This window comes from Ancylomarina euxina (assembly GCF_003863355.1).
GTDB classification, from domain to species: domain Bacteria; phylum Bacteroidota; class Bacteroidia; order Bacteroidales; family Marinifilaceae; genus Ancylomarina; species Ancylomarina euxinus.
The window spans coordinates 1-12937 of record NZ_QQWG01000012.1 but is presented as its reverse complement, the minus strand read 5'-3'; the positions used below and the strand labels follow the sequence as shown (position 1 = coordinate 12937).

Annotated in this window: 10 protein-coding genes and 5 tRNA genes; 11 read left to right on the top strand and 4 right to left on the bottom strand. The window is 35.2% G+C overall.

Features of this window, described 5'->3' with window-relative positions; genetic code table 11:
• Positions 1–25: 25 nt before the first annotated feature.
• Positions 26–868, bottom strand: coding sequence for a 5-dehydro-4-deoxy-D-glucuronate isomerase (gene kduI, locus DWB61_RS11985; RefSeq protein ID WP_125031143.1), 843 nt, complete (start codon positions 866–868; stop codon positions 26–28).
• A 328-nt stretch (positions 869–1196) separates the two neighbouring features.
• Between kduI and DWB61_RS11980 the strand changes: the two genes are divergently transcribed.
• Positions 1197–2225 (top strand): LacI family DNA-binding transcriptional regulator, encoded by a 1029-nt coding sequence (locus DWB61_RS11980; RefSeq protein ID WP_125031142.1) that lies wholly within the window; start codon positions 1197–1199, stop codon positions 2223–2225.
• A 714-nt stretch (positions 2226–2939) separates the two neighbouring features.
• Here the strand turns inward: DWB61_RS11980 and DWB61_RS11970 are convergent.
• Positions 2940–3296 carry an STAS domain-containing protein gene (locus tag DWB61_RS11970; RefSeq protein ID WP_125031141.1) on the bottom strand — a complete coding sequence of 119 codons (357 nt, stop codon included), beginning with the start codon at positions 3294–3296 and terminating at the stop codon, positions 2940–2942.
• A 28-nt stretch (positions 3297–3324) separates the two neighbouring features.
• On the bottom strand, positions 3325–5145 hold the full coding sequence (gene rpsA, locus DWB61_RS11965; protein WP_225423386.1) for a 30S ribosomal protein S1: 1821 nt from the start codon (positions 5143–5145) through the stop codon (positions 3325–3327).
• Positions 5146–5486: 341 nt separating this feature from the next.
• Here rpsA and DWB61_RS11960 point away from each other — a divergent pair, with 341 nt between their 5' ends.
• Both DWB61_RS11960 and DWB61_RS11955 read left to right on the top strand, forming a co-directional pair.
• Entirely contained in the window at positions 5487–7229 is a 1743-nt protein-coding gene (locus DWB61_RS11960; protein WP_125031140.1) for a phospho-sugar mutase, read from the top strand.
• A gap of 45 nt (positions 7230–7274) precedes the next feature.
• A complete protein-coding gene (locus tag DWB61_RS11955; protein WP_125031139.1) occupies positions 7275–8495 on the top strand; it encodes a response regulator in 1221 nt (406 codons plus the stop codon).
• On the opposite strand, the gene DWB61_RS11950 is transcribed toward DWB61_RS11955, so the two are convergent.
• A complete protein-coding gene (locus DWB61_RS11950) occupies positions 8490–9926 on the bottom strand; it encodes an ATP-dependent DNA helicase (RefSeq protein ID WP_125031138.1) in 1437 nt (478 codons plus the stop codon). The genes DWB61_RS11955 and DWB61_RS11950 overlap by 6 nt on opposite strands.
• Before the next feature lie 175 nt (positions 9927–10101).
• On the opposite strand from DWB61_RS11950, the gene DWB61_RS11945 reads away from it, so the two are divergent.
• The 8 genes from DWB61_RS11945 (at position 10102) to DWB61_RS11910 (ending at position 12921) form a co-directional block, all read left to right on the top strand.
• The gene (locus DWB61_RS11945; RefSeq protein ID WP_125031137.1) at positions 10102–10749 is read left to right on the top strand and encodes a hypothetical protein; all 648 of its coding nucleotides are present in this window, start codon (positions 10102–10104) and stop codon (positions 10747–10749) included.
• 15 nt (positions 10750–10764) lie between these two features.
• A complete protein-coding gene (locus DWB61_RS11940; RefSeq protein WP_125031136.1) occupies positions 10765–11613 on the top strand; it encodes a DUF3822 family protein in 849 nt (282 codons plus the stop codon).
• On the top strand, positions 11604–12143 hold the full coding sequence (locus tag DWB61_RS11935) for an RsmD family RNA methyltransferase (protein WP_158614401.1): 540 nt from the start codon (positions 11604–11606) through the stop codon (positions 12141–12143). Before DWB61_RS11940 ends, DWB61_RS11935 begins: the two co-directional genes overlap by 10 nt.
• Positions 12144–12336: 193 nt before the next feature.
• Positions 12337–12413: transfer RNA gene (locus DWB61_RS11930), tRNA-Asp, on the top strand.
• A 50-nt stretch (positions 12414–12463) separates the two neighbouring features.
• Positions 12464–12540 (top strand) — tRNA-Asp (locus tag DWB61_RS11925).
• Between the two features lie 50 nt (positions 12541–12590).
• Positions 12591–12667: transfer RNA gene (locus DWB61_RS11920), tRNA-Asp, on the top strand.
• Positions 12668–12717: 50 nt separating this feature from the next.
• A tRNA-Asp gene (locus tag DWB61_RS11915) sits at positions 12718–12794 on the top strand.
• A 50-nt stretch (positions 12795–12844) separates the two neighbouring features.
• Positions 12845–12921, top strand: a tRNA-Asp gene (locus tag DWB61_RS11910).
• Positions 12922–12937: the final 16 nt, after the last annotated feature.

Genomic DNA, 12937 nt, shown 5'->3' with positions numbered 1-12937 from the left:
TTATTTATATCACAAAAATAATTGCTTAACGCAAGTCATTGGTTTGGCAAATATCCATATCCCCATAATCCAAATTCTCACCACCCATCCCCCAAATAAACGTATAGTTGCTTGTTCCTGCTGCCGAATGAATCGACCAAGTTGGAGAGAAAACAGCTTCTTCATTTGCCATCCAAATATGACGGGTTTCTTTGGGATCTCCCATAAAATGGCAGATAGCCTGATCGCTTGGCACTTCAAAATAGAAGTAAGCTTCCATTCTTCTACTATGTGTATGTGCTGGCATTGTATTCCAAACACTACCTGAATGTAATTCTGTCATACCCATTTGTAACTGATTCGTTTTAATTGTATCAGATACAATAAGTTTATTAAGCGTTCTACGATTCGAATTCTTAGCTTCACCTAATTCAATGATAATAGCATCTTCACGGCTAATTTTTACCGTTGGGAATACCTCATGTGCAGGTGCTGAATTCAAATAAAAATGTGCTGGGGCAGCATCATCTGAACTATTAAACACAATTTCTTTTTTTCCTTTTCCTACATATAAAGCTTCTTTGTATTCTAGCTCATACACTTCACCATCAACACTTACGCTTCCTTTTCCTCCAACATTAACGATACCAAGCTCTCTTCGCTCAAGAAAATATTCAGCTTTTAATGGATCAATTGTTTTCAGTGTTAAAGCCTTATTGGTCGGTACCACACCCCCTACAATCAATCTATCGTATTGTGAATAAGTCAAATTAACACTTCCTTCTTCCATGATATTCTGCACCAGATACTCATCTCTTAAACGATTCGTATCGTAATTCTTTGCATCTGATGGATGAGTAGCATATCTCTCTTCGTACTTTAGGCTCATAGCTATCTATTTTTAATAATTTGAATAATTTGAATAATCTGTAGTTTACAAGAATGATTCATTTTCACTTCTTGATCGACACAAAGAAATAAAATGCAATTGAATTGTGCAATCGATTGTCTGCTTTTTATTTTTATTTTTATATCCCCAAGATGCCCTTATACAATCAAAGCTCCAATAAAATCAGGTTTCCTAGCTATATCAAAAACTTATATTTATTTCAGAATGATTTAAACATTGCGCAATCGATTGGCTTTTTATTCAATTTCATCATCATATCTAAAAATTATTAGCATCTTTGTACTGGAAATTCAACCAAGCGTATATAATGAAGAAAGAGAGTAACATTACCATACATGACATTGCCAAAGCACTAGGAATTTCAGGTTCTACAGTATCTCGTGCACTCAATAACAATTCACGTATTAGTGACAAAACTAAGAAAGCTGTGCGTGATATGGCAAAAACACTAGGCTATCAACCCAATGCGCTGGCCTCAAATTTGCGCACTAGTTGCACAAATACTATAGGTGTTATCATTCCACGTATAAGTCGCTACTTCTTCTCTTCTGCAATTACGGGTATCGAGGAATTTGCTCGAGAAAAGGGTTTTAATGTGATCATCTGTCAATCTAACGACCAGAAGGAAAGGGAGTCTGATTGTGTTCAAACTCTTTTTGCATCGCGAGTAGATGGAGTCATTTCATCTGTCGCCTTAAACACTGACAATTACGACCATTACAAAACTTTTACAAACAAAAATATTCCTTTAGTCTTTTTTGATAGAGTTTGTGATGAATTGGAAACCAGCAAGGTGGTGGTTGATGACTTTAAAGGTGGTTTCTTAGCAGCTGAACATCTGATATCAAAGGGATGCAAACGTATTGCACACATCAGTGGCCCGCAACATCTAAATCTATACATCAACCGACTTCAGGGATACCTTAAAGCAATGCGCAAGCACAACATCCAGATTGATAAAGACCAAATTATCGAAAGTCCACTCAACAGAGAAGATGGTCTTGCTTGCGCTAAAAAACTACTTGAATCCTCTAATCCTCCGGATGCAATTTTCGCTGCCAATGATACAACAGCCTTAAGCATTATACTATATGCAAAAGATAAAGGAATCAGGATTCCCCAAGATTTAGCTGTAGTAGGATTCAGTAACGAACCCTTTTCAGAATACCTAAGCCCTTCTCTTACCACCATAGAACAATCAGGTTTCGATGTGGGTTTAAAAGCCACAGAATTACTTTTGGATATTATCCAGAATAAGACAGGCAATCGTCAGGAAACCATCGTTCTTCCAGTAAGACTGATCGAAAGAGAGTCCAGCAATAAACTACCAAATTGATGTGGAGCCAATCCAGACACGACTATAATTCATATGATTGATAATTTTAAAGACACAAATATTATGAGTCATGCTTTCAATTAAAGCTATAATAATGATAACATAAATTCTAGATAAAAAAAAACATTAAATTATTTATTCCTGAATTCAAATGATATATAAAGGCTGAAATTCTATTTGGCCTTAGCTAGAAGAAGCTTTCGCTTATTCAACATCACGTTTTGATATTTATCGAGCTAAACATCAAAAAGAAGTTGGAACAATAGGAAAATACTCTACGGAAAAGTAGGCTTAAAACTTTCACCACCATCGCGAGGACATTTTATATCCATTATGACTCCATTTCAAACTACTTAACTAAACGCAACTCCATCGCTTCTGATAAATCTTTCAATGCCTAAATAAAGGAATTAAGAAGACTATTTAGAGGAGTCACAGACACCATACTCTTCCTTTTTAAACCTACTAAGTTTTATACTTAACCAGACATACACGGGGCTTTGCTCCTGATTCTTCTAAATCGTTTTTTGTAGCCTTAAAAGTATAAATACTTGCAAACAATAAAGCTGCTAAGTCGCAGACCTTTGTGACTAGGAGCATAAAAGAAAACCGCTCAAGTACATTGAGTACTTGAGCGGTTGGGAATCTTTTTGAGGTTGGCAATGCAGAATTGCTCCCTAAGATTGTTAATTCAAATTTCACTTACGATCAATATTAATTCTCAATCTCACTATTATTCATAAAAGACTCAGCAACGCTCAAATTATCTGAAACGTTTAACACTGTATCCAATTGTGAAATAATAATCAGTTTTTCAACTGCAGGCTGTAAGCCATACAGAACAAATGTTCCGTTGGCATTCTTACATAACCTATTGGCTACAAGAATGGCACTTAAGCCGGATGAATCACAGTAGGTGCAAGCATCTAAATTCAAAAGAATATTCTTTTCTCCTTCTGAGAAAATCAAAACTAATTTCGATTTTAATTCAGGAGCAATATGAGTATCCAATCTACTATTTAATACCTGAACTAAAGTGTATCCGTCTTTTTTGTCAATCTTAAAGTCCATATTAACCTCTTTAAGTATTATTTAAAGCTTACTTTTCTCCTTTTTCAAGTTGAGATTTCAAAGCAGCTAATTCAGAAATATCACCTAAGGTAGTTTTTTCTAATGAATCTTTCATCTTCTTCACTCCTTTTTTCATGCTAGCAGACTCAGTTTTTTTCTTTTCAGAAACTTCAGCACGCTTAACATCTTCAAAAGTTCTTGAATGAGAAAGAATGATTCGCTTAGCAGCTTTAGAGAATTCAATCACTTTGAAAGATAATTTCTCTTCAACTTTAGCTTGTGATCCATCTTCTTTTACAAGGTGACGTGGAGTAGCAAATCCTTCAACACCGTAAGGAAGAGCAACAACAGCACCTTTTTCGAAAATCTCTACAATTGTACCTTCGTGAGTTGAGTCAGTAGCAAAGATTGTTTCGAATACATCCCATGGATTCTCTTCCAATTGCTTGTGACCTAAACTCAATCTTCTGTTGTCTTTGTCTATTTCTAGAACTACAACTTCAATTTCAGCACCAATTTGAGTGAATTCAGCTGGATGCTTCACTTTCTTAGTCCAAGAAAGATCAGAAATGTGAATCAAACCATCAACACCTTCTTCAATCTCAACAAATACACCGAAATTTGTGAAGTTACGAACCTTAGCAGCATGCTTAGAATTTACAGCGTACTTAGCTTCCACACCTTCCCAAGGATCTTGCTTCAATTGCTTAAGACCAAGAGACATTTTTCTCTCTTCACGATCCAAAGTGATAATCTGAGCTTGTACTTCATCACCAACTTTCATGAAATCTTGTGCTGATCTCAAGTGCTGTGACCAAGACATTTCAGAAACGTGGATAAGACCTTCAACACCTGGAGCGATCTCTACGAATGCACCATAGTCAGCCATAACAACTACTTTACCATTAACTCTGTCGCCAACTTTCATTTCAGCGTCAAGAGCATCCCATGGATGAGGAGTAAGTTGCTTAAGACCTAGAGCGATACGTTTTTTATCGTCATCAAAATCAAGAATTACAACGTTCAATTTCTGATCCAACTCAACGATTTCACTTGGGTGAGATACTCTACCCCATGAAAGGTCAGTGATATGGATCAAACCATCTACGCCGCCCAAGTCGATAAATACACCATAAGAAGTGATGTTTTTAACTGTTCCTTCAAGAACCTGACCTTTTTCAAGCTTAGCGATAATTTCTTTCTTCTGTTGCTCCAACTCAGCCTCAATAAGAGCTTTGTGAGATACAACAACGTTTTTAAATTCGTGGTTGATTTTCACAACTTTGAATTCCATAGTTTTTCCTACGTAAATATCGTAGTCACGGATAGGTTTAACATCAATTTGAGAACCTGGTAAGAAAGCTTCAATACCAAATACGTCAACGATCATACCACCTTTGGTACGACACTTGATATAACCTTTAATAATTTCGTCGTTTTCAAGTGCAGAGTTAACACGATCCCAAGAACGTAGAGCACGTGCTTTTTTGTGTGAAAGAACTAATTGTCCTTTTTTATCTTCCTGACTTTCAACATAAACCTCAACTGAATCACCTACAGTTAATTCTTGATTGTAACGGAATTCATTTAAACTCACGATACCATCAGATTTGTAACCAATATTGATTACAACTTCTCTTTTATTCATAGAGATAACGATACCATCGATAACCTCTTTTTCAGCAACTGTAGATAAAGTTTTATCGTACTGTGCTTCTAAATCTGCTCTATTAGCAGCAAAACCTGCATCTTCATTTTCGAATGCATCCCAATCAAATTCTGCTTCAATAGCAGCATTTTTGTTTTCTTCAACCATACTAAATAGTTTGTTTACTAGTAAATTAGACATTATATTATATAAATCGCTGCAAAAGTACTCATTATATTCCAAAACACAATTCAAAAGACATAGGATTTTTCATCAAATTCAATATAAAAACATCAATATCTTGAAACATTACTATTTCAATACTAAATCCCCCTATAATGGGCGCCTCTAGATTATTTTCACTTAGACACAAGACACTAACTAATGGGGATTTAGATCAGAAAACACATTACATCTTGAAATGAATGCCATTAATCAAGGAAACTCTTTGATTAATCCAAAAAAATGAGATATTTTTGAGACTTAATTCTTGAGGGGGAATAAACAAATACTCGAAAGTCAATTATATTTAAAAGAAGAACATGAATCAATCAGATATACTAGATATTGTAAACACCAAAGCCAGCGAATGGCTTAATGGCAATTACGACAAAGACACAAAAAAATCAATTTCTGAATTAATGGAAAAAGAAGATCAAACTGATTTGATCGATTCGTTCTATAAAGATTTAGAATTTGGAACAGGTGGTTTACGAGGCAAAATGGGACCAGGTACAAATCGCATGAATGTTTATACTGTTGGAGCTGCAACACAAGGTCTAGCAAATTATTTAAACCAATGTTTTGCCGGTGAAGAAATCTCTATATGTATCGGATACGATTGTAGAAACAATAGTAAACTCTTCTCGGACACGGTCGCTAATATTTTCTCAGCAAATGGTATCAAAGCCTACATCTTCGATGATCTAAGACCAACACCAGAGATGTCCTTTGCAATCCGTCAACTTGGCTGTAAATCGGGTGTTATCATTACCGCATCACACAATCCTAAAGAATACAATGGCTATAAAGCTTATTGGGATGATGGATCTCAAATCGTTACTCCTCATGACAAAAATATTATTGATGCAGTGAAAGTTGTAACGGTTGATGAAATTAAATTTGAAGGAAACCCTGATCTGATCGAAGTATTGGGTGCCGAAATGGATAGACTCTATCTAGATACAGTTAAGACCCTGTGTTTATCACCTGAATCAATCCAGAATCATAAAGATTTAAAAATTGTATTTACACCCTTACATGGCACTACAGTAAAACTAGTTCCTGATTCATTAAAGAACTATGGTTTCGAGAATATTATTAATATTCCTGAACAAGATGTTGTGGATGGCAACTTCCCAACCGTATGGTCAGCAAACCCTGAAGAACCAGAGGCCTTAAAAATGGCTATTGACAAAGCAAAGGAAGTAGATGCTGATTTGGTTATGGCTTGCGATCCTGATGGTGACCGTTTGGGAATTGCTGTTACCAATGATAAAGGTGAATGGGAAATTATCAATGGAAATCAAACCGCCTTAATATTCACTTACTACCTGATTAGAAGAAGAAGAGAATTAGGCTTACTTACAGGAAACGATTATGTAGTAAAAACAATTGTAACAACTGAGTTATTCAAAGATGTTGCAATCAAAAACAACGTTGAATGTTTTGATGCTTATACAGGTTTCAAATGGATCGCTGATGTTATCCGCAAAAATCCTGACAAGAACTATATAGGTGGCGGAGAGGAGTCATTTGGCTACATGCCTGGTGATTTTACTCGCGATAAAGATGCCGTTTCCTCGTGTAGCATAATGGCTGAAATTGCTGCATGGGCTAAAGATCAAGGGAAAAACCTATTTGACATATTAAAAGAAATATATGTCGAATATGGCTTTTCTCGAGAAAAAATGATTTATATTGTAAGAGAAGGACTTAGTGGCTCACAGGAAATTGAGAAAATGATGCATGATTTCCGCTTCAATCGCCCAGAAAGCATCAACAATTCTCCAATTGTATTGGTTAAAGATTACAATATTCGAAAAGCGATTAACCCAATAAGTGGTGAAGAAACGGAACTTGATTTTGAAACAACGGCAAATGTTTTACAATTCTTTTTAGAAGATGGTTCAAAAATTTCGGTTCGCCCATCAGGAACTGAGCCAAAGATTAAATTTTATTTTGAAGTTCGTGAAGATCTAGATAAAAGAGAAAACTTCTATAAAACTGAGGCTCTAGCGGATAAGAAAATTGAAGGAATTATTCTTTCTTTAAAATTAAACTAATAAACTAGGGTAGTTTATAAAAAAACTACCCTACATCTTTTTTGCATGGATAATAAACGTATCATACTATCTATCGATGACTCTCCAATTAATAACAAATTAATTGAGGCATATTTTAGAAAAGACTATAACATTGTTTCTAAAGATGGTGGACTAGAGGCTTTAAAATGGCTTGAAGTCAACCTTCCTGATGTCATTCTACTTGATGTCATGATGCCAGTTATGGACGGAATGGATGTACTTGAAAAATTACAGGAGAGTGAACGCTTAAAAGAAATACCTGTAATTATGGTAACAGCTAAAACCGAGATGGAAACCATCAAAGCTGCTCTTACCAAAGGTGCTCTTGATTACGTAAAAAAACCCATTGACTTTACTGAATTGCAATCCAAAATAATGATTGCTTTCCAGATGAATCAGCAAAAGCAAGAAATATCAAAATATAAATCCTATTTTGATATTCATCAGGGGATGATTCATGCTCAAAGAATTCAACGTTCAATATTACCTGATACTGAACATTTCAAACGCATGTTTCCAAAATCTTTCATTATCAATCTTCCAAAGCATGTTGTAAGTGGAGACTTTTACTGGATAAACCAGAATTTCCAACAAAAAAACATAGGTGTATTCGATTGTACTGGACATGGTGTTCCTGCTGCTATGCTAACCATGATGGGCCAAATGGAACTTCATACGATTTTTGAAAATGGAAGCAGCATTCAAGCTGGCCAAATCTTTTCTAAACTCAGCCAGAAATTCAGTCGTCTTTTAAATACTTCAAGTGATACATTTACTCAATATGATGGAATGGATGGGGCTTTTCTTTCAATCATTTCACAAGAAAACAAAATTGAGTATGTTGGAGCCAGACGTCCTCTTATTTTAATTCGAAAAGGTGTTGAACAATTAAGAGTTGATCAGAAACTACTTGAAGCAAAAATGACAAATGAGGATTTTTCTCTATTTGAAGTTCCTGCCGACAGATTTTCAATCGGAAAAGAAAGCGAGCACTCTGAATTTCAAACAAAATTAATAACAACAGTTCCTGGCGATAGATTGTTTATTTATTCAGATGGCATTACGGATCAATTTGGAGGAAGCCAAACAAAACGTCTGAAGAAAAAAGAATTCTATAATAAACTACTTAATCTTCAATCTAAATCTATCAATCTTCAGAAATCTGATTTCTTTAACTGGCTAGATGAGTGGAAGGAGAATAATGAACAAACAGATGATATCTTAATGGTAGGAATTGAATTATAAATCAACTTCTTCATTGGAAAAAAAATCCTTTTTAAAATTAACCAAGTACAGCTTCTCTGTTGCTCGCGTCAGTGCGGTATAAAGCCAACGGTAAAATTCTCGATTAAGCATATCCTCGTTAATAAAACCCTGATCAACAAAAACGGCACTCCACTGCCCCCCTTGTGCCTTATGACATGTAATGGCATAAGCAAACTTCACCTGCAATGCATTAAAAAACTTATTATCTCTAACTTTCTCATATCGCTTTTTCTTTGAAGGAATATCGGCATAATCCTCTGAAATGGTAAAAAAAAGTTTTTTATTTTCTTCATACCCCAAAGAAGCTGCTTCAATATTAAGTGTATCAAGCATGATCATAGTATCCAGTTCTAGATCTTTGTAATCAGGAAAACGAAGACTGACTTCAACATATCTTAATCCATAAATTTCAACATGCTTGCCAATCCTGGTGATTTCAACAATATCACCATTGGCAATAAAATCAATTTCTTTCACATCTGCTGTCCAGAAATAATTATTTTTCACAACCATTAAATAGTCTCCAACGGTTATTTCGTCCTCTCTATATAATATACTATTACGAATACCTTGATTGTATTGATTGGCTCGTTTATTAGAACGGCAAAGAACCATCGTTTCTTCTAAACCGTACTTATCGTGAGCCGAAGATATTTCTTCAATAAGCTCTCCTCCAGTAATTCGAACAATATCTGGAAATCTTTCAGTCTCGAGTTGAGGATAACCACTATCCCCCTCATCAAGCATTCGACGCAACTCCGTTGCATTCTTTAATATACCAGATTCTTCAGCCTGACGAACAACTTGAGTTAAAATAACTTCTTTAACCGTAAGATTATAGCAAGATTCGAGCTCCTTGGGATCTAAAGCTGGGCTCACATCAATACCAATTGGGGGTAACTGAGCAACATCTCCGATTAAAATCAAGCGACAATTAACTCCGGCAGAAACATAATCAACAAGATCATCCAATAAACAACCAGACCCAAAAGCAGAAGCTTCATTTGAATAATTTGAAATCATTGATGCTTCATCAACCAGAAAAATTGTGTCACGTGAAAGGTTTCTATCCAAATCAAATACTCCAAAGCCATCGGTAAGAGATTTTTGACGATATATCTTTTTATGAATCGTGTGGGCACTTTGCTTGCAGTAGTGGGACAGCACCTTTGCGGCTCGACCTGTTGGCGCTAAAAGAACAGTCTTAATCTCCATTTCGGAAAGGCTAGAAACCAAAGCACTAACAAGAGTCGTTTTTCCTGTCCCGGCATATCCTTTCAATAAAAAAATACGATCATTCTTACTACTAGTCAAATAATCAGACAATTCGGTCACAGCAAACTCCTGATCAGCAGTCGGTTCGAACTTTAATTCCTTACAAATACATAAACTAATGTGCTTTTTTAACATTTCCACATAAAATTAGTGGCTATAAAAATAACCAAACAGATTTTTTTTTTAAATTTGCAAACAAACTTACACAAACTAATAAACTATTTGTATGTTACGAGCATAAGAATAAACTCTAATTATTGTCTATTTTATTGCATCTACCGTATAACTAAATTAACACAAATTATAAACTATGAAATTAAAACCAGTCCTTCAAATTTTACTTGCCTTTGCAATTGTTGCGTTTGGATATTTGGCTTACCAAAGTATTATGAAACCAATTAAATTTGGTGAAATTAAAAATGAGCGATACGAAAAGATCATCAATCAATTACAAGATATTCGTAAAGCGCAAAATGCCTACAAAGAAGTAAATAAAAAATATACTGGCAGCTTTGATACTTTAATCTCATTTATCAAAACTGACTCAATGCCTATGATTAAGTCAATTGGTTCATTAACTGATGAGCAAATTGAAGCAGGTATGACTGAAAGAGAAGCAGTAGTTAAAGGGTTTATCACTCGTGATACGATCATGGTTTCAGCTCTAGAGACAATCTTCAACAATAATTATGCTATTGAAAACTTAAGATACGTTCCTTTTACACAAGAGCAGAGCGAATTTAAGATGGCAGCTGGTGTTGTTGTTACTGGTTCTAACGTAACAGTTCAGGTTTTCGAAGCTAAAGTTTCAAACATGGATATTTTCGCTGATCTTCGTGATGAGTACTTAGATGAGTTAAAAGAAGAAAACGGTAACCGTATTCGTATTAACAAATATCCTGGACTTAAAGTAGGTTCTCTTGAAGAAGCTAATAACGGAGCAGGAAACTGGGAATAATCCTCAAAAGATATTATGGACGAATTATTATTTGTTGACTCAACATTTGAAAAGGATAATACGTCAAGATATAAACTATCCATCCAGCTTTGTCTGGATGGATTTTCTTTTTCTATCCTTAGCTCAGAAAATAAATGTTTGGCACTTTTCCAATCAAAAAAGCTAAATTCAGAAACGGATAATAGTTCTATTGATGTATTAAAAGATGGTATACGTAATTGTGACTATCTCAACCTGACCTACAATCATGTTTCGGTTATTTGGTTGACAAAAAAAGCCTGTCTTATTCCCTCATGGCTTTTTTCTGATGTTCTGGCAATTGATAGCTTTCAATTATGCCACCCTCTCTTAAAAGCTGAAATCTTAAACTGGAACGAGGTCGAAGAAATGAATGCCTATATTGTATATGCCTTACCTTCGACTCTGCCCGATTTTATAGAATCTCAGTTTCCTGGAGCTGAAATATCGCATCAAACTTTGAGTTTCTACCATAAAGTTTTAAATCAAAGCATAGATGGTAAACATCCAAAGGTATTCGTTCAGATTTACAATCATTTTTTCGATGCCTTTATTCCAGATAACGGACAAAAACACTTTGCCAATAGTTTTTCCTTCAAGGATGAGACTGACATGGTTTATTTTATTCTGAATATCTATAAACAACAGAAATTAAATACAGAATACAGTCAACTTCATCTTTCAGGGAAAATAGATGAAACAAGTAAAGCGTATCAAATACTAAAACGCTATATTAAGGATATTGTTCTTGATAATATCCCCAACGAAATGTTCTTAAAACATATCGTTTCGAATTCAGAATACAATCAATTTACCAAACTTTTAAATACAAGTCTGTGCGAATAATTAGTGGTAGTCATAAAGGTAGAAGGATATCTCCGGATAAGAGCTTTAAAGCTCGTCCTACAACCGATTTTGCAAAAGAGAACCTTTTTAATGTTCTAAACAACACAATCGATTTTGAAGACTTAAACGTTCTCGATCTATTCGGTGGCACGGGGAGTATCAGTTACGAGTTTGCATCCAGGGGTGCCGAACAAGTGGTTTGTGTAGAATTAAATTTCAAACACTGCGCTTTCATAAAAAAAACAATCAACGATTTAGGATTTACACAAATTCATGCATTAAGAGCTGATATTTTTAAATATCTAAAAGGTTGCAACAAAAAGTTCGACCTCATTTTTGCAGATCCTCCATTCGATTTAGATACAATTGACACAATTCCTGATGCTATTTTAAAACAAAACATTCTAAATGAGGATGGTATTGTTATTGTGGAACATTCATCAAGAAACGATTTTTCTCAGCATCCATTATTCCATGATATGAGAAGCTATGGTAGCGTTAATTTCAGTTTCTTTAAGTTAAAGGATTAATTGAAAAAAACACAGAATATTTGAGTCCTCGTAACATGCTCAAAACAGCATGGTTAGTAGCTTTCTTTAATTTTTTATTAGAAAAAAAGTGATTGCTCTATTGCAAGTAAAAAAAGTTGCATTATCTTTGCATCGCATTCAGGGAAAGGTCAGGCTAACGAGCCGACTAAAATAAATATTTCTGTAGCATTTTGGTTTGGTAGTTCAGTTGGTTAGAATACATGCCTGTCACGCATGGGGTCGCGAGTTCGAGTCTCGTCCAGACCGCCAAAATAAGAGTTTTGATTCGTTACTCTTTAAATAAACAAATCATACATTTTGGTTTGGTAGTTCAGTTGGTTAGAATACATGCCTGTCACGCATGGGGTCGCGAGTTCGAGTCTCGTCCAGACCGCCAAAATAAGAGTTTTGATCTGTTACTCTTTAAATAAACAAATTACACATTTTGGTTTGGTAGTTCAGTTGGTTAGAATACATGCCTGTCACGCATGGGGTCGCGAGTTCGAGTCTCGTCCAGACCGCCAAAATAAGAGTTTTGATCTGTTACTCTTTAAATAAACAAATCACACATTTTGGTTTGGTAGTTCAGTTGGTTAGAATACATGCCTGTCACGCATGGGGTCGCGAGTTCGAGTCTCGTCCAGACCGCCAAAATAAGAGTTTTGATTCGTTACTCTTTAAATAAACAAATCATACATTTTGGTTTGGTAGTTCAGTTGGTTAGAATACATGCCTGTCACGCATGGGGTCGCGAGTTCGAGTCTCGTCCAGACCGCCAAAATAAGAGTTTTGAT

What these genes read in the sequence shown, in the direction of transcription:
- kduI (WP_125031143.1), bottom strand. Translation starts at nt 868, where the DNA reads ATGAGCCTAAAGTACGAAGAGAGATATGCTACTCATCCATCAGATGCA.
- DWB61_RS11960 (WP_125031140.1), top strand. Translation starts at nt 5,487, where the DNA reads ATGAATCAATCAGATATACTAGATATTGTAAACACCAAAGCCAGCGAA.
- rpsA (WP_225423386.1), bottom strand. Translation starts at nt 5,145, where the DNA reads ATGTCTAATTTACTAGTAAACAAACTATTTAGTATGGTTGAAGAAAAC.
- DWB61_RS11945 (WP_125031137.1), top strand. Translation starts at nt 10,102, where the DNA reads ATGAAATTAAAACCAGTCCTTCAAATTTTACTTGCCTTTGCAATTGTT.
- DWB61_RS11970 (WP_125031141.1), bottom strand. Translation starts at nt 3,296, where the DNA reads ATGGACTTTAAGATTGACAAAAAAGACGGATACACTTTAGTTCAGGTA.
- DWB61_RS11950 (WP_125031138.1), bottom strand. Translation starts at nt 9,926, where the DNA reads ATGTTAAAAAAGCACATTAGTTTATGTATTTGTAAGGAATTAAAGTTC.
- DWB61_RS11940 (WP_125031136.1), top strand. Translation starts at nt 10,765, where the DNA reads ATGGACGAATTATTATTTGTTGACTCAACATTTGAAAAGGATAATACG.
- DWB61_RS11980 (WP_125031142.1), top strand. Translation starts at nt 1,197, where the DNA reads ATGAAGAAAGAGAGTAACATTACCATACATGACATTGCCAAAGCACTA.
- DWB61_RS11955 (WP_125031139.1), top strand. Translation starts at nt 7,275, where the DNA reads ATGGATAATAAACGTATCATACTATCTATCGATGACTCTCCAATTAAT.